The 15,806-nt window shown below is 57.8% G+C and carries 15 protein-coding genes, 1 rRNA gene and 1 riboswitch; of the genes, 9 read left to right on the top strand and 7 right to left on the bottom strand.

Features of this window, described 5'->3' with window-relative positions; translation table 11 throughout:
- Nucleotides 1-35 precede the first annotated feature (35 nt).
- Nucleotides 36-1,577 (bottom strand): 16S ribosomal RNA (locus tag EnteroDNA1_RS15130).
- Nucleotides 1,578-2,138: 561 nt separating this feature from the next.
- Between EnteroDNA1_RS15130 and purH the strand changes: the two genes are divergently transcribed.
- Both purH and purD read left to right on the top strand, forming a co-directional pair.
- Complete coding sequence (purH, locus tag EnteroDNA1_RS15120; protein ID WP_064673100.1) at nucleotides 2,139-3,728, top strand: bifunctional phosphoribosylaminoimidazolecarboxamide formyltransferase/IMP cyclohydrolase; 1,590 nt, start codon at nucleotides 2,139-2,141, stop codon at nucleotides 3,726-3,728.
- Between the two features lie 15 nt (nucleotides 3,729-3,743).
- Nucleotides 3,744-5,036, top strand: a complete 1,293-nt coding sequence (gene purD / locus EnteroDNA1_RS15115) for a phosphoribosylamine--glycine ligase (protein ID WP_045357745.1) — start codon at nucleotides 3,744-3,746, stop codon at nucleotides 5,034-5,036.
- A gap of 49 nt (nucleotides 5,037-5,085) precedes the next feature.
- Here the strand turns inward: purD and EnteroDNA1_RS15110 are convergent, their stop codons facing one another.
- The 6 genes from EnteroDNA1_RS15110 to nudC all read right to left on the bottom strand — a co-directional run bounded on the left by EnteroDNA1_RS15110 (nucleotide 5,086) and on the right by nudC (nucleotide 9,438).
- A complete protein-coding gene (locus EnteroDNA1_RS15110; RefSeq protein ID WP_033146981.1) occupies nucleotides 5,086-5,778 on the bottom strand; it encodes a DUF1481 domain-containing protein in 693 nt (230 codons plus the stop codon).
- Between the two features lie 11 nt (nucleotides 5,779-5,789).
- On the bottom strand, nucleotides 5,790-6,062 hold the full coding sequence (gene hupA / locus EnteroDNA1_RS15105) for a nucleoid-associated protein HU-alpha (RefSeq protein ID WP_002445246.1): 273 nt from the start codon (nucleotides 6,060-6,062) through the stop codon (nucleotides 5,790-5,792).
- A 186-nt stretch (nucleotides 6,063-6,248) separates the two neighbouring features.
- On the bottom strand, nucleotides 6,249-6,839 hold the full coding sequence (locus EnteroDNA1_RS15100) for a YjaG family protein (protein ID WP_069303510.1): 591 nt from the start codon (nucleotides 6,837-6,839) through the stop codon (nucleotides 6,249-6,251).
- A 41-nt stretch (nucleotides 6,840-6,880) separates the two neighbouring features.
- Nucleotides 6,881-7,552: a deoxyribonuclease V gene (nfi, locus tag EnteroDNA1_RS15095; protein ID WP_069303509.1), complete on the bottom strand. Its 672-nt coding sequence runs from the start codon at nucleotides 7,550-7,552 to the stop codon at nucleotides 6,881-6,883.
- A gap of 9 nt (nucleotides 7,553-7,561) precedes the next feature.
- Nucleotides 7,562-8,626, bottom strand: coding sequence for a uroporphyrinogen decarboxylase (hemE, locus tag EnteroDNA1_RS15090; protein WP_029742041.1), 1,065 nt, complete (start codon nucleotides 8,624-8,626; stop codon nucleotides 7,562-7,564).
- A 38-nt stretch (nucleotides 8,627-8,664) separates the two neighbouring features.
- Entirely contained in the window at nucleotides 8,665-9,438 is a 774-nt protein-coding gene (nudC, locus tag EnteroDNA1_RS15085) for an NAD(+) diphosphatase (RefSeq protein ID WP_069303508.1), read from the bottom strand.
- A gap of 95 nt (nucleotides 9,439-9,533) precedes the next feature.
- Between nudC and EnteroDNA1_RS15080 the strand changes: the two genes are divergently transcribed.
- The 7 genes from EnteroDNA1_RS15080 (at nucleotide 9,534) to thiH (ending at nucleotide 15,634) form a co-directional block, all read left to right on the top strand.
- Nucleotides 9,534-10,031, top strand: coding sequence for an Rsd/AlgQ family anti-sigma factor (locus tag EnteroDNA1_RS15080; RefSeq protein ID WP_048979202.1), 498 nt, complete (start codon nucleotides 9,534-9,536; stop codon nucleotides 10,029-10,031).
- A 54-nt stretch (nucleotides 10,032-10,085) separates the two neighbouring features.
- A riboswitch (TPP riboswitch) is annotated at nucleotides 10,086-10,197 on the top strand.
- Nucleotides 10,198-10,275: 78 nt separating this feature from the next.
- Nucleotides 10,276-12,171, top strand: coding sequence for a phosphomethylpyrimidine synthase ThiC (gene thiC / locus EnteroDNA1_RS15075; protein ID WP_023309975.1), 1,896 nt, complete (start codon nucleotides 10,276-10,278; stop codon nucleotides 12,169-12,171).
- Nucleotides 12,171-12,812 carry a thiamine phosphate synthase gene (gene thiE, locus EnteroDNA1_RS15070; RefSeq protein ID WP_058841895.1) on the top strand — a complete coding sequence of 214 codons (642 nt, stop codon included), beginning with the start codon at nucleotides 12,171-12,173 and terminating at the stop codon, nucleotides 12,810-12,812. Before thiC ends, thiE begins: the two co-directional genes overlap by 1 nt.
- On the top strand, nucleotides 12,799-13,554 hold the full coding sequence (locus EnteroDNA1_RS15065) for a HesA/MoeB/ThiF family protein (protein WP_069303507.1): 756 nt from the start codon (nucleotides 12,799-12,801) through the stop codon (nucleotides 13,552-13,554). Before thiE ends, EnteroDNA1_RS15065 begins: the two co-directional genes overlap by 14 nt.
- Nucleotides 13,538-13,738: a sulfur carrier protein ThiS gene (gene thiS, locus EnteroDNA1_RS15060; protein ID WP_039262358.1), complete on the top strand. Its 201-nt coding sequence runs from the start codon at nucleotides 13,538-13,540 to the stop codon at nucleotides 13,736-13,738. Before EnteroDNA1_RS15065 ends, thiS begins: the two co-directional genes overlap by 17 nt.
- A gap of 1 nt (nucleotide 13,739) precedes the next feature.
- Entirely contained in the window at nucleotides 13,740-14,510 is a 771-nt protein-coding gene (gene thiG, locus EnteroDNA1_RS15055; protein ID WP_047059535.1) for a thiazole synthase, read from the top strand.
- Nucleotides 14,507-15,634, top strand: coding sequence for a 2-iminoacetate synthase ThiH (gene thiH / locus EnteroDNA1_RS15050; protein ID WP_069303506.1), 1,128 nt, complete (start codon nucleotides 14,507-14,509; stop codon nucleotides 15,632-15,634). The genes thiG and thiH overlap by 4 nt, the downstream gene beginning before the upstream one ends.
- Nucleotides 15,635-15,806 lie beyond the last annotated feature (172 nt).

Genomic DNA, 15,806 nt, shown 5'->3' with positions numbered 1-15,806 from the left:
TCTGTGTGGACACTACAAAGGCAGGTTCTTTAAGGTAAGGAGGTGATCCAACCGCAGGTTCCCCTACGGTTACCTTGTTACGACTTCACCCCAGTCATGAATCACAAAGTGGTAAGCGCCCTCCCGAAGGTTAAGCTACCTACTTCTTTTGCAACCCACTCCCATGGTGTGACGGGCGGTGTGTACAAGGCCCGGGAACGTATTCACCGTAGCATTCTGATCTACGATTACTAGCGATTCCGACTTCATGGAGTCGAGTTGCAGACTCCAATCCGGACTACGACGCACTTTATGAGGTCCGCTTGCTCTCGCGAGGTCGCTTCTCTTTGTATGCGCCATTGTAGCACGTGTGTAGCCCTACTCGTAAGGGCCATGATGACTTGACGTCATCCCCACCTTCCTCCAGTTTATCACTGGCAGTCTCCTTTGAGTTCCCGGCCTAACCGCTGGCAACAAAGGATAAGGGTTGCGCTCGTTGCGGGACTTAACCCAACATTTCACAACACGAGCTGACGACAGCCATGCAGCACCTGTCTCAGAGTTCCCGAAGGCACCAATCCATCTCTGGAAAGTTCTCTGGATGTCAAGAGTAGGTAAGGTTCTTCGCGTTGCATCGAATTAAACCACATGCTCCACCGCTTGTGCGGGCCCCCGTCAATTCATTTGAGTTTTAACCTTGCGGCCGTACTCCCCAGGCGGTCGACTTAACGCGTTAGCTCCGGAAGCCACGCCTCAAGGGCACAACCTCCAAGTCGACATCGTTTACGGCGTGGACTACCAGGGTATCTAATCCTGTTTGCTCCCCACGCTTTCGCACCTGAGCGTCAGTCTTTGTCCAGGGGGCCGCCTTCGCCACCGGTATTCCTCCAGATCTCTACGCATTTCACCGCTACACCTGGAATTCTACCCCCCTCTACAAGACTCTAGCCTGCCAGTTTCGAATGCAGTTCCCAGGTTGAGCCCGGGGATTTCACATCCGACTTGACAGACCGCCTGCGTGCGCTTTACGCCCAGTAATTCCGATTAACGCTTGCACCCTCCGTATTACCGCGGCTGCTGGCACGGAGTTAGCCGGTGCTTCTTCTGCGGGTAACGTCAATTGCTGAGGTTATTAACCTCAACACCTTCCTCCCCGCTGAAAGTACTTTACAACCCGAAGGCCTTCTTCATACACGCGGCATGGCTGCATCAGGCTTGCGCCCATTGTGCAATATTCCCCACTGCTGCCTCCCGTAGGAGTCTGGACCGTGTCTCAGTTCCAGTGTGGCTGGTCATCCTCTCAGACCAGCTAGGGATCGTCGCCTAGGTGAGCCGTTACCCCACCTACTAGCTAATCCCATCTGGGCACATCTGATGGCAAGAGGCCCGAAGGTCCCCCTCTTTGGTCTTGCGACGTTATGCGGTATTAGCTACCGTTTCCAGTAGTTATCCCCCTCCATCAGGCAGTTTCCCAGACATTACTCACCCGTCCGCCGCTCGCCGGCAAAGTAGCAAGCTACTTTCCGCTGCCGCTCGACTTGCATGTGTTAGGCCTGCCGCCAGCGTTCAATCTGAGCCATGATCAAACTCTTCAATTTAAGTTTGATGCTCGTGAATTAAACTTCGTAATGAATTACGTATGTTCACTCAGAGACTTGGTATTCATTTATTGTCCGAAGACATTAAGAATCCATGTCACTTTGAGTGCCCACACAGATTGTCTGATAAATTGTTAAAGAGCAGTTGCAACGCGGCTTTCGCTCACCGTTGCGAGGTGGCGTATATTACGCTTTCCTCTTTCAGAGTCAACCCGTTATTTCAGAATTTTTCTCTTCAACCGAACCGCTTGTTGTGTGAAGTGATTCACATCCGCCGTGTCGATGGAGGCGCATTATAGGGAGTTCTCGGCTGGCCGCAACCGCTAAATGTCAGAAAAATGACTGACTGCTGCATTCCACAGCAAAACCCCGCCTTATACCTTTTTACACACAGACTTATCCACAATGATACGAAAAAGTGAAAATGTGCGAGCGTTGCGCAAACGTTTTCGTTAAAATGCTCGCGCTTAATAAGGATGCCCCGTCAGGTGTGTTAGATGAGTTTTTCGCAGGAAAATTCATCTAACGCTCTCTGTAATCGTGAAATCCAGGGGATTTACCATGCAACAACGTCGTCCAGTCCGCCGCGCTCTGCTCAGTGTTTCTGATAAAGCCGGTATCGTCGAATTCGCTCAGGCACTTTCCGCACGCGGTGTGGAGCTGCTTTCTACAGGCGGTACCGCTCGCCTGTTAGCAGATAAAGGTCTGCCGGTAACCGAAGTGTCCGATTACACCGGTTTCCCGGAAATGATGGATGGACGCGTCAAAACCCTGCATCCGAAAGTGCACGGCGGTATTCTTGGCCGTCGCGGTCAGGACGACGCCATTATGGAACAGCATGACATCGCGCCAATCGACATGGTTGTCGTTAACCTCTACCCGTTTGCCCAGACCGTTGCTCGCGAAGGCTGTTCTCTGGAAGATGCCGTAGAGAATATTGATATCGGCGGCCCAACCATGGTGCGCTCCGCGGCCAAGAACCATAAAGATGTGGCCATCGTCGTAAAGAGCAGCGATTACGAAACCATTATTAACGAGATGGACGCCAACGAAGGGTCACTGACTCTGGAAACGCGTTTCGACCTCGCCATCAAAGCCTTCGAGCACACCGCGGCGTACGACAGCATGATCGCCAACTACTTCGGTAGCCTGGTGCCTGCTTACCACGGTGAAAGTAAAGATCCTTCTGGCCGCTTCCCGCGCACCCTGAACCTGAACTTCATTAAGAAGCAGGATATGCGTTACGGCGAGAACAGCCACCAGCAGGCAGCCTTCTATATAGAAGAAGAGGTTAAAGAAGCCTCTGTTGCGACCGCTCAGCAGGTTCAGGGCAAAGCGCTATCCTATAACAACATTGCTGACACCGACGCCGCGCTGGAATGCGTGAAAGAGTTCAGCGAGCCGGCCTGCGTTATCGTTAAGCACGCGAACCCATGCGGCGTTGCCGTGAGCACCTCTATTCTGGATGCCTACGATCGCGCGTACAAAACCGACCCGACCTCCGCGTTCGGCGGCATTATCGCCTTCAACCGCGAGCTGGATGCTGAAACCGCGCAGGCCATCATCTCCCGCCAGTTTGTTGAAGTGATCATCGCGCCATCGGCCTCCGAAGAAGCGCTGAAAATCACCGCGGCAAAACAGAACGTGCGCGTGCTGGTTTGCGGCCAGTGGGCAGAACGCGTGCCGGGCCTGGACTTCAAGCGCGTGAACGGCGGCCTGCTGGTTCAGGACCGCGATCTGGGTATGGTGACAGAAGCCGACATGCGCGTGGTAACGAAACGCCAGCCTACCGAACAGGAACTGCGTGACGCGCTGTTCTGCTGGAAGGTCGCGAAGTTCGTCAAATCCAACGCCATCGTCTACGCCAAAGAAAACATGACTATCGGGATAGGCGCAGGCCAGATGAGCCGCGTTTACTCCGCGAAAATCGCGGGCATTAAAGCAGGCGATGAAGGTCTGGAAGTAAAAGGCTCCGCCATGGCTTCTGACGCCTTCTTCCCGTTCCGTGACGGTATCGACGCGGCGGCTGCAGTGGGCATCACCTGTGTGATCCAGCCTGGCGGCTCAATTCGCGACGACGAAGTGATTGCCGCTGCCGACGAACATGGCATTGCAATGATCTTCACCGACATGCGCCACTTCCGCCATTAATTCCCGGAGCAGAAAATGAAAGTATTAGTGATTGGTAACGGCGGACGCGAGCACGCTCTGGCGTGGAAAGCGGCGCAGTCTCCGCTGGTGAAAACAGTTTTCGTAGCACCGGGCAACGCCGGTACCGCGCTGGAACCCGCGCTGCAAAACGTGGCTATCGGCGTGACCGATATCCCGGCGCTGCTGAGCTTTGCCCAGAGCGAGAAAATCGATCTGACCATCGTCGGCCCGGAAGCGCCGCTGGTGATTGGCGTCGTCGATGCCTTCCGCGCGGCGGGCCTGACAATCTTCGGGCCTACGGAAGGCGCCGCGCAGCTGGAAGGCTCCAAAGCCTTCACCAAAGATTTCCTCGCGCGTCATAACATCCCGACGGCGGAATATCAGAACTTCACCGAAGTGGAGCCAGCCCTGGCCTACCTGCGTGAAAAAGGTGCGCCGATTGTTATCAAGGCCGACGGTCTGGCCGCTGGTAAAGGCGTTATCGTCGCGATGACCCTCGAAGAAGCCGAAGCCGCGGTTCAGGATATGCTGGCGGGCAACGCCTTTGGCGATGCGGGCCACCGCATCGTGATCGAAGAGTTCCTCGACGGTGAAGAGGCCAGCTTTATCGTGATGGTCGACGGCGAGCACGTTCTGCCGATGGCCACCAGCCAGGATCACAAGCGCGTGGGCAATGGCGATACCGGCCCGAATACTGGCGGAATGGGCGCTTACTCCCCCGCTCCGGTAGTGACTGACGAAGTCCACCAGCGCACCATGGATCGCGTCATCTGGCCAACCGTGAAAGGGATGGCGGCGGAAGGCAACACCTACACCGGTTTCCTCTATGCGGGTCTGATGATCGACAAGCAGGGTAACCCTAAGGTCATCGAATTCAACTGCCGCTTTGGCGATCCGGAAACGCAGCCCATCATGCTGCGCATGAAATCCGATCTGGTGGAACTGTGTCTGGCAGCCTGCGAAGGCAAGCTCGACGAGAAAACCTCAGAGTGGGACGAGCGTGCGTCTCTGGGCGTGGTGATTGCTGCAGGCGGTTATCCGGGCAACTACAACACCGGGGATGAAATCCACGGCCTGCCGCTGGAAGAGATTGACGGTGCGAAGGTGTTCCATGCGGGTACGAAGCTGGCTGACGACGATCGCGTCCTCACCAACGGCGGACGCGTGCTGTGTGCAACCGCGCTGGGCCATACCGTGGCAGAAGCGCAGAAACGCGCCTATGCGCTGATGGCGGATATTCACTGGAACGGCAGCTTTAGCCGTCAGGATATCGGTTATCGTGCAATTGCGCGCGAGCAGGGCGAGTAATTTCACACCCTCACCCTAACCCTCTCCCTCAAGGGAGAGGGGATTTAAATCAAAAACTTTTTTCCGTCGGCTGCCAGGTGCAGAAGTCTTCGTTCGCCACCAGCAACAGCTGAGAGCCTTCCGGCGCTTCCAGCCACGCCACACTCACCTCCATTGATGAATGACGCTGACGGCGCTGAATGTGTTCTGTTGCCCAGGATTCGAGCTCAGGCTTGACCGTCTGTCCTTCGCAGGTTGTCACCGTCCCATCGGCATGCCAGCGCCCCTGGCGCAGCACAACGCGTCCCAGACGAAGCGCATCGCTGGTCTGGCGGATTTGTTCGGCACGATAACGGTAGAGAGCGATTTGATCGCTGGAAAGCTGCTGTTTTTGGCCGCTGACTTCGCGCTGCATAAAGCTCAGCTCGCCATGGTCGTCAAAACGCACTTTCACGTGTTCGGGGGTCTTGCTGTAGACGTTCAGTTCAATCAGCGACAGGTCATCTCCCTGCCAGCGATATTCCGCAGTCGACGTATTGCCGTTATGCCACGGGCTGAAGGCAGAAAGCAGATGCACTTCGCCGCCGGAATCTTTGCGCCAGATCCTGACCGCACCCTGGTTGTCCGCGTAGCCGCTGGCGGTAAACGGCGGCAGGGAGGTGTCGTGGCTGCAGGCTGACAGCAGCAGCATGCCTGCCAGCGCGAGCGTTCCACGCCAGAAAGACAAAAGGGGCGTTGCCGCCCCTTCGCTAAAACTGTTCACTGCCACGCGTCTTACTTAACAGCGTCTTTCAGTGCTTTACCAGAAACAAATGCCGGCACGTTAGCTGCGGCGATTTTGATTTCTTTACCGGTCTGCGGGTTGCGGCCAGTACGCTCAGCGCGGTGGTTCACTTTGAAGGTACCGAAACCAACCAGTTGCACAGCATCGCCTTCTTTCAGAGACTCAGTAATAGCAGCCAGGGTAGATTCCAGAGCAGCTTTAGCCTGCACTTTAGACAGATCAGCCTTGTCCGCAATTACATCAATCAGTTGAGTCTTGTTCATAAGTTATCCTTTCAATGTGTTTATCGCTTGCTAAGCATCGAGTGCGACGAAAATGCCAAAAAAGCACTCTCCTGCATACACGCACCGATAGCCACTTTTTTTCGCCCCCCAAATGTAGACCAGACAAGGGGCGAAAGGGAAGAGTCGAGGAGCGACAAAACGGGCGTTATCTCAAGATTTATTGTCTCATTGGTTAAAAATTATACCAATATTGCTCTCAGCAGCCTCTCGTAAGTCCGCGCGCAGCCCTTTTATCAGCTCAATATCGCGTTCTTCGCACTCTGCCAGCAGGCGGAAAATTTCCCACTGAATGTCCCATTCTTGCTCAACCGCCGGGTTCGCACGCAGCTCTTCGTCGGTCATCTCGCGACCTTCCTGGGTCATTTCCAGCATCGCGACGGTCGTAATCGATGCCTTACTGACTTCAACTGCGTGCTCCAGCGTTTCACCGCTCAGACGGGAGTGGAGCAGTTCGCTTAACGCCACGCAGGCATCAATCGCCGGGTAGACACCGTACAGGTCAAAATCATCCGCAGCCGGAATCGCCTCTTCCAGCTTTTCCAGCTGGGAGTCGAAGTTCACCTTCGCGTCTTTCACCGTCAGCGTTTCCCAGATCAGATCCAGAATGCGGCGGTAGATATGGCCATCACCAAAGCCCGTCTCCTTACAGAACGCGGCATAGTTGGGATACATGCGCTCGCACAGGCAAGCCATAAACGTCACGTGCTGCCAGCTTTCAAGTTTCTCAAGGCGCAGGTGAATCGGGTTTTGTAGCATGATGATCTCTCGAATCGAAAATTAGGCGCAGTTTACCTGAATCATCGCTGAATTTCCTGCCAACGAACAAAAGCCGGACGCGAAGATGCCACGGCGTCTGCCCAGCGCGTCGGCTCCGGCAAGCGGTAGCCCTTCATGCAGCGCTGCACCCACGCCAGGGCGCTGTCCATGCTCACCCGATGCCCCGTGGCGATAAAGAGCGGATTACAGCGTGCCTTGCTGCGCCAGACCCACGCTAGCTGCTCACCTTTATGGATAAGCGGCGCCAGCGCGCCCGGCTCGTCTGAAAGAGGTTCAAACGCGCCGCACAGGCGTTTCTTGGCAACGCCAATGGTCGGCACATCCACCAGCAGCCCAAAGTGGCTGGCAACGCCTAAACGGCGCGGGTGTGAGATACCGTGTCCATCGACAAACAGCAGGTCAGGTTTTTGCGAGAGTTGCTCCCACGCTGCCAGCAGCGCGGGATATTCGCGGAAGGAGAGAAAGCCCGGAATGTACGGCATGGTGGTCGCGATACGCGCTACCTTGTACTCCACCAGCTCAAGCGAAGGGTATTTCAGTACCACCATCGCCGCTCGCGTCACTTCCCCACCCTGCTCGAATCCGACGTCTGCTCCGCCAATGTACTGCGGAGGATCCTTATCCAGACGATCCTCGCGGATCACCGATGAGGCCAGTTCGATTTGTTGAGCGCGTAGCGACGCGAGATCCATAATCACTCCTTACTTGTGATACTGGGCAGAAAGCCGATGCACCGCCTCCACAAATACGCCTGCGTGTTCTGGCGGCACATCCTGATGAATGCCGTGGCCGAGGTTAAAGACGTGGCCTTCCCCCTGGCCGAAACCAGACAGTATAGTCGACACTTCTTCTTCAATGCGCGCTGGCGGCGCATAGAGCATGGACGGGTCCATATTGCCCTGCAGCGCCACTTTGTCGCCCACGCGACGGCGCGCATCGGCGATATCGGTGGTCCAGTCGAGGCCCAGCGCGTCGCAGCCGGTTGCCGCCATCGCTTCCAGCCACTGGCCGCCACCTTTGGTGAACAGCGTCACCGGCACGCGGCGGCCTTCGTTTTCACGCAGCAGGCCGTCGACGATTTTGTGCATGTAGTACAGGGAGAACTGCTGATAATCGCGCCCGGTCAGCACGCCGCCCCAGGTATCGAAAATCATCACCGACTGCGCACCCGCCTTAATCTGCGCGTTCAGATAGAGGGTGACGCTCTTCGCCAGCTTATCGAGCAGCGCATGCAGGGCCAGCGGCTCGGCGTACATCATCTTTTTAATCATGGTAAAGGCTTTGCTGCTGCCCCCTTCCACCATATAGGTCGCCAGCGTCCACGGGCTGCCGGAGAAGCCAATCAGCGGCACTTCACCTTTCAGCTCGCGGCGAATGGTGCGCACGGCGTTCATCACGTAGCCCAGCTCGCCTTCCGGATCGGGGATCGGCAGCTTATCCACGTCGGCTTTGCTTTTGATTGGGGAGGTGAAACGCGGGCCTTCACCGGTTTCGAAGTACAGGCCAAGGCCCATTGCATCCGGAATGGTCAGAATATCCGAGAAGAGGATCGCAGCATCCAGCGGGAAGCGGCGCAGCGGCTGGAGCGTCACTTCGCAGGCCAGCTCGGCGTTTTTGCACAGCGACATAAAATCGCCCGCCTGCGCGCGCGTGGCTTTGTACTCCGGGAGATAGCGTCCCGCCTGGCGCATCATCCACACCGGGGTGACATCAACGGGCTGGCGCAGCAGCGCACGCAGATAACGATCGTTCTTCAGTTCGGTCATTTTTGCAGTTCCTTAAGCGTCATGGCCTCAGTGTAACACTACTCATACTCGGCCCGACACATCGCCACGGTATCTTCTATCAGCCGACGCGCCACGGTGCCCGGCGGAGGTAACAGCGGTAGATCGTCGTAGCGATACCAGTTTGCTTCCAGCAGCTCTTTCTGATCGATAACGATCTCGCCGCTATCATATTCGGCCATAAATGCCGTCATCAGCGACTGCGGGAACGGCCACGGCTGCGAGGTAACGTAGCGCAGGTTCTTCACTTTGATCCCGCTCTCCTCCATCACCTCGCGCGCTACCGCCTGCTCCAGCGTTTCGCCCACCTCGACGAAGCCGGCCAGCACGGTGTGAATGCCGTTGCGATGGCGGGTATGCTGCGCCAGCAGGATGGAATCCTCCCGGCGGATAGCGACGATAATGCACGGCGCTATCTGCGGATAGTAGCGTTCGCGGCAGTGGCTGCAGAGCATCGCCCACTCGGTTTTGCTCGGGCGCATGGTATGACCGCAGTAGCCGCAGTATTTATGCGAGCGGTAAAACTCGGCCAGCTGCACGCCGCGCCCCGCCAGCTGGAACAGCCCCACGTCCAGATCCAGCACCTGGCGCACCGATCCCATATCCTGGCGGCGGGACTGTTGGATCAACCACACGGGCTCACCCTGCCACTCGCCGATCTGTAGCGCTGGCTGGCCAACGAGATCGAACGCCTCAGCTGCGCCATAGGGGATTTCCCCGGCAGGAAGCCATAATTTTTGTTCGTGACTGACGATCCACCAACCAAGATCTGATTTTTCAATAATACGATCCATATCTATTGCACTACCTTCGCTTCACTGACATGTTGTTAGCATTGTGGTTACATTCTGGATAAGCAGATTCAATCCTACATTTTGCGGAGTCGACCATGTTAAACCAGCTGGAAAGCCTGACTGAGCGCGTTAGAGGAAATAACAAACTGGTGGATCGCTGGCTACATGTACGCAAGCATCTACTCGTGGCTTATTACAATCTGGTCGGTATTAAGCCTGGCAAAGAATCGTTTATGCGACTGAATGAAAAAGCGCTGGATGATTTTTGTCAGGGCCTGGTCGACTATCTGTCCGACGGCCATTTCAATATTTATGAACGCATTATCCGCGAAATGGAAGGTACAACACCCTATTTAGCGGCCAGCAAGCTCTATCCCCTTCTGGAAGCCAACACCCAGCAGATCATGGATTACTATGATTCCGCGCTCGAGAACGCTATCGATCACGATAACTATCTTGAGTTTCAGCAGGCGCTATCCGACCTCGGCGAAGCGCTGGAAGAGCGATTCACGCTGGAAGATAAGCTGATCGCCCTCGTGCTGGACAATGATTTGAACATCAGTAACGAAGAGAACGTCGCGCGCCCTGCTTGAGTTCTTCATCGTTAACGAGTAATTTACAACCATTCGCCCCTCTCACGAGGGGGATTTTTCTTGTCGGAGTGCCCAGCGCCTGAACGCGCGGGCTGAGACCGTTAATTCGGGATCCGCGGAACCTGATCAGGCTAATACCTGCGAAGGGAACAAGAGTCACATTGCTGTTGTATCGCCTGAGGGCGATCCTCTCTTGCTTCATCCGTCGTCTGACAAGCCATGTCCTTCACTTTTGGAATGAGCTATGTCTACTGCAAAACTGACCCGCCGCGAACAGCGCGCACAGGCCCAACACTTCATCGACACGCTGGAAGGCACCGCTTTCCCGAACTCGAAACGCATCTACATTTCCGGCTCGCAGGCCGATATCCGCGTCCCAATGCGCGAAATCCAGCTCAGCCCGACGCTTATCGGCGGCAGCAAAGATAACCCCCAGTATGAAGACAACGAAGCCGTGCCGGTGTATGACACCTCCGGTCCGTACGGCGATCCTGATGTTGCCATCAACGTCCAGCAGGGTCTGGCAAAGCTGCGCCAGCCGTGGATTGATGCGCGCAACGACTGTGAAGAGCTGAGCGTACTCAGCTCTGCCTACACCAAAGAGCGCCTGGCCGACGACGGTCTGGACGAGCTGCGCTTTACCGGCCTGCTGACGCCAAAACGCGCTAAGGCGGGCAAATGCGTGACCCAGCTGCACTACGCGCGCCGGGGCATCGTCACGCCGGAGATGGAGTTCATCGCCATCCGCGAAAACATGGGTCGCGAGCGCATCCGTAGCGAAGTGCTGCGCTATCAGCATCCGGGTGAAGGCTTTGGCGCTCGCCTGCCGGAGAACATCACGCCGGAGTTTGTGCGTGACGAAGTGGCCGCAGGCCGCGCGATTATCCCCGCCAACATCAACCACCCGGAATCCGAGCCGATGATTATCGGCCGCAACTTCCTGGTGAAGGTCAACGCGAACATCGGTAACTCGGCCGTCACCTCCTCCATCGAAGAAGAGGTGGAGAAGCTGGTCTGGTCCACGCGCTGGGGCGCGGACACGGTAATGGACCTCTCCACTGGACGCTATATTCACGAAACCCGCGAATGGATCCTGCGTAACAGCCCGGTACCGATTGGCACCGTCCCGATTTATCAGGCGCTGGAAAAGGTCAACGGCATTGCCGAAGACCTCACCTGGGAAGCGTTCCGCGACACGCTGCTGGAGCAGGCCGAACAGGGCGTGGACTATTTCACCATTCACGCGGGCGTGCTGCTGCGCTACGTGCCGATGACGGCGAAGCGCCTGACCGGCATCGTCTCGCGCGGCGGTTCCATCATGGCGAAGTGGTGCCTGTCCCATCATCAGGAAAACTTCCTCTACGAACACTTCCGCGAAATTTGCGAAATCTGCGCCGCGTACGATGTCTCTCTGTCGCTGGGCGACGGCCTGCGTCCGGGCTCTATTCGCGACGCGAACGACGAAGCGCAGTTTGCCGAGCTGCACACGCTGGGCGAACTGACCAAAATCGCCTGGGAGTATGACGTGCAGGTGATGATTGAAGGCCCGGGCCACGTGCCGATGCAGATGATCCGCCGCAACATGACCGAGGAGCTGGAGCACTGCCACGAAGCTCCGTTCTACACCCTGGGGCCGTTGACCACCGATATTGCGCCGGGCTATGACCACTTCACGTCGGGCATTGGGGCGGCGATGATCGGCTGGTTCGGCTGCGCTATGCTCTGCTACGTCACGCCAAAAGAGCACCTCGGCCTGCCAAACAAAGAGGATGTGAAGCAGGGGCTGATCACCTACAAAATTGCCGCCCACGCCGCGGATCTGGCCAAAGGCCATCCGGGCGCGCAAATCCGCGATAACGCCATGTCGAAGGCACGCTTTGAATTCCGCTGGGAAGACCAGTTCAACCTGGCGCTGGACCCGTTCACCGCCCGCGCCTATCACGACGAGACCCTGCCGCAGGAATCGGGCAAAGTCGCGCACTTCTGCTCTATGTGCGGGCCAAAATTCTGCTCGATGAAAATCAGCCAGGAGGTGCGCGACTACGCCGCCGCGCAGACCATTGAAGTGGGCATGGCGGACATGTCTGAAACCTTCCGCGCCAAAGGCGGCGAAATCTACCTCAAAAAAGAGGAGGCGTAATGTATAAGCCCGATTTCCCGCCCGTTCCCTACCGTTTAGGGCTCTATCCGGTGGTGGACAGCGTGGAGTGGATAGAGCGCCTGCTGGAGACAGGCGTTCGAACGATCCAGCTGCGCATCAAGGATAAACGCGACGACGAGGTGGAAGCCGATGTGGTTGCCGCCATCGCGCTTGGCCGTCGGCATAACGCCCGTCTGTTTATCAACGATTACTGGCGGCTGGCCGTTAAGCACCAGGCGTACGGCGTGCACCTGGGTCAGGAGGACCTGGAAACAACGGATCTGAGCGCTATCCGCGAAGCCGGGTTGCGTCTTGGCGTTTCAACGCACGATGACATGGAGATCGACGTGGCGCTGGCGGCCCGTCCCTCTTACATCGCGCTGGGTCACGTCTTCCCGACGCAAACCAAGCAGATGCCCTCCGCACCGCAGGGGCTGACGCAGCTGGCGAGTCACGTTAAACGCCTTGCCGATTACCCCACCGTCGCCATCGGCGGAATCAGCCTTGAACGCGCCCCGGCGGTGCTGGAGACCGGCGTCGGCAGTATCGCCGTCGTCAGCGCCATTACCCAGGCCGCAGACTGGCGTCTCGCCACCGAACAGCTGTTACAGCTGGCAGGAGCGGGTGATGAACGATCGTGATTTTATGCGCTATAGCCGTCAGATCCTGCTGGAAGATATCGCCATCGACGGACAGCAAAAGCTGCTCGCCAGCCGGGTGCTGATTGTCGGTCTGGGCGGGTTAGGCGCGCCCGCCGCGCTTTATCTGGCAGGCGCAGGTATCGGTACGCTGGTGCTGGCCGACGACGACGAGGTTCACCTCAGCAACCTGCAGCGACAAATCCTCTTCTCCACCGAGGATATCAACCAGCCAAAAGCGCAAATTACCCGGCAGCGCCTGAACCAGCTCAACCCGGATATCGCGCTGATTGCCCTGCAGGATCGGCTCAGCGGTGAAAACCTGCGCCGTGAGGTCGCCCTTGCCGACGTGGTGCTGGACTGCACGGACAACATGGCGACGCGCCAGGCGATTAACGCCGCCTGCGTGGCAAATAATACGCCGCTTATCACCGCCAGCGCGGTGGGTTTCGGCGGGCAGATGATGGTCCTGACCCCGCCGTGGTCGCAGGGCTGCTATCGCTGCCTGTGGCCGGACGATGCCGAGCCGGCGCGCAACTGCCGTACGGCGGGCATTCTGGGTCCGGTGGTCGGCGTAATGGGCACAATGCAGGCGCTGGAGGCCATCAAGCTGCTCAGCGGCATGGAGACGGAACGCAATTCGCTGCGGCTGTTTGATGCCCGCTCCAGCGGCTGGCGTCATCTGGCGTTACACCGCGCCAGCCGCTGCCCGGTATGCGGAGGCCGCGATGCGCATTCTGTTTAACGATGAGCCGATGAAATGCGACGACGGGCTCACCGTTGCGGTACTGCTCGACAAGCTGCGCCAGCTCAAGCCGGGAACGGCGCTGGCGCTCAATCAACAGATCCTGCCGCGCGAGCAGTGGGAACACCAGCAGGTCAATGACGGCGACCAGATCCTGCTGTTTCAGGTTATCGCAGGGGGCTGAGATGTTACGTATTGCCGATAAAGTCTTTGATTCACACCTGTTTACCGGAACCGGAAAATTCGCCTCGCCGCAGCTGATGGTGGATGCCATTCGCGAAAGCGGCAGCCAGCTGGTGACGCTGGCGCTCAAGCGCGTGGATCTGCGCCATCACAGCGATGCCATTCTGGCGCCTTTACTGGAGGCTGGCGTCACGCTGCTGCCCAACACCTCCGGTGCCAAAACGGCCGAAGAGGCGATTTTTGCCGCGCAGCTGGCCCGCGAGGCGCTCGGCACTCGCTGGCTGAAGCTGGAAATTCATCCTGACGCCCGCTGGCTGCTGCCCGACCCCATCGAAACGCTGAAAGCGGCTGAAAAGCTGGTGCAGCAAGGGTTTATCGTCCTGCCTTACTGCGGCGCCGATCCTGTTCTGTGCAAACGGCTGGAAGAGGTCGGCTGCGCCGCCGTCATGCCGCTGGGCGCCCCCATTGGCTCCAATCAGGGGCTTGAAACCCGCGCAATGCTGGAAATCATTATTGAGCAAGCTACCGTGCCGGTGGTGGTTGATGCGGGCATTGGCGTGCCCAGCCATGCCGCGCAGGCGCTGGAGATGGGCGCCGACGCGGTGCTGGTCAACACGGCCATCGCGGTTGCCGACGATCCGGTCATGATGGCGCGTGCGTTCCGCATGGCCGTAGAGGCTGGCCTGCTGGCAAGGGAGTCTGGCCCCGGCTCGCGCAGTTTCCAGGCACAGGCCACCAGCCCGCTGACCGGTTTTCTGGAGGCGATCTCATGAGCACGTTTACCGAGCGCTGGCGGCAGCTTAACTGGGACGACATTGCCCTGCGCATTAACAGCAAAACGGCGGCTGACGTGGAGCGCGCGCTGCATGCCCGCCATCTGACCCGCGAGGATCTGATGGCCCTGCTCTCCCCGGCGGCCAGCGCGTACCTCGAGCCGATGGCCCAGCGAGCGCAGCGGCTCACCCGCCAGCGTTTTGGCAACACGGTAAGCTTCTACGTGCCGCTCTATCTATCAAACCTGTGCGCCAATGACTGCACCTACTGCGGTTTTTCCATGAGCAACCGCATCAAGCGTAAAACGCTCGATGAAGGTGAGATCGCCCGCGAGTGCGCGGCCATTCGTGAAATGGGCTTTGAACATCTTCTGCTTGTCACGGGCGAACATCAGGGAAAAGTGGGAATGGACTATTTCCGTCAGCACCTTCCCGCCATTCGTCGTCAGTTTGCGTCGTTGCAGATGGAAGTGCAGCCCCTGGCGCAGGAGGAGTACGCGGAGCTAAAAACCCTCGGGCTGGACGGGGTCATGGTCTACCAGGAAACCTATCACGAGGCGACGTACGCCCGGCATCACCTGAAGGGCAAGAAACAGGATTTCTTTTTCCGCCTGGAAACGCCGGACAGGCTGGGTCGCGCGGGGATCGACAAAATCGGTCTGGGCGCGCTGATCGGGCTCTCTGACAGCTGGCGGGTGGATTGTTACATGGTGGCGGAACATTTGCTGTGGCTTCAGCAGCACTACTGGCAGAGCCGTTATTCCATCTCCTTCCCGCGCCTGAGGCCTTGCGCGGGCGGGATTGAACCGGCTTCGCTGATGGATGAACGCCAGCTGGTGCAGGCCATCTGTGCGTTTCGCCTGCTCGCCCCGGAAGTGGAATTATCGCTCTCAACGCGTGAATCCCCGGCGTTTCGCGATCGCGTTATCCCGCTTGCGATTAACAACGTCAGCGCGTTTTCCAAAACGCAGCCTGGCGGCTACGCCGACGATCGTCCGGAGCTCGAGCAGTTTGTGCCGCATGACGGACGACGTCCGGAAGCGGTCGCCGCAGCCCTGACGGCGCAGGGTCTTCAGCCTGTCTGGAAAGACTGGGACAGCTGGCTGGGAAGAACCTCGCAATGACGCTGAAACGTACTGCAACGCCATAAAAAATTGTCGAGGCACGACGAAAAGGCAAAACCGGGTGGTTGTCAGCGATCGTCCGGTTTTTTATTGTCACACGGTCAGCAACGGATGCTGACCAGGGCGAAAAGCTTCTTCCTCGTTTCGCCCTGCCTCTGGTTCATTGCGCACA

Origin of the sequence: Enterobacter sp. HK169, from assembly GCF_001719105.1 — a bacterium.
GTDB classification, from domain to species: domain Bacteria; phylum Pseudomonadota; class Gammaproteobacteria; order Enterobacterales; family Enterobacteriaceae; genus Enterobacter; species Enterobacter asburiae_B.
This window is presented reverse-complemented; position numbering and strand designations above follow the sequence as displayed.

Bases quoted from the DNA above. Each gene is read 5' to 3' on its own strand.
- purH (WP_064673100.1), top strand. From the start codon at position 2,139: ATGCAACAACGTCGTCCAGTCCGCCGCGCTCTGCTCAGTGTTTCTGAT.
- purD (WP_045357745.1), top strand. From the start codon at position 3,744: ATGAAAGTATTAGTGATTGGTAACGGCGGACGCGAGCACGCTCTGGCG.
- hupA (WP_002445246.1), bottom strand. From the start codon at position 6,062: ATGAACAAGACTCAACTGATTGATGTAATTGCGGACAAGGCTGATCTG.
- EnteroDNA1_RS15100 (WP_069303510.1), bottom strand. From the start codon at position 6,839: ATGCTACAAAACCCGATTCACCTGCGCCTTGAGAAACTTGAAAGCTGG.
- nfi (WP_069303509.1), bottom strand. From the start codon at position 7,552: ATGGATCTCGCGTCGCTACGCGCTCAACAAATCGAACTGGCCTCATCG.
- hemE (WP_029742041.1), bottom strand. From the start codon at position 8,626: ATGACCGAACTGAAGAACGATCGTTATCTGCGTGCGCTGCTGCGCCAG.
- nudC (WP_069303508.1), bottom strand. From the start codon at position 9,438: ATGGATCGTATTATTGAAAAATCAGATCTTGGTTGGTGGATCGTCAGT.
- EnteroDNA1_RS15080 (WP_048979202.1), top strand. From the start codon at position 9,534: ATGTTAAACCAGCTGGAAAGCCTGACTGAGCGCGTTAGAGGAAATAAC.
- thiC (WP_023309975.1), top strand. From the start codon at position 10,276: ATGTCTACTGCAAAACTGACCCGCCGCGAACAGCGCGCACAGGCCCAA.
- thiE (WP_058841895.1), top strand. From the start codon at position 12,171: ATGTATAAGCCCGATTTCCCGCCCGTTCCCTACCGTTTAGGGCTCTAT.
- EnteroDNA1_RS15065 (WP_069303507.1), top strand. From the start codon at position 12,799: ATGAACGATCGTGATTTTATGCGCTATAGCCGTCAGATCCTGCTGGAA.
- thiS (WP_039262358.1), top strand. From the start codon at position 13,538: ATGCGCATTCTGTTTAACGATGAGCCGATGAAATGCGACGACGGGCTC.
- thiG (WP_047059535.1), top strand. From the start codon at position 13,740: ATGTTACGTATTGCCGATAAAGTCTTTGATTCACACCTGTTTACCGGA.
- thiH (WP_069303506.1), top strand. From the start codon at position 14,507: ATGAGCACGTTTACCGAGCGCTGGCGGCAGCTTAACTGGGACGACATT.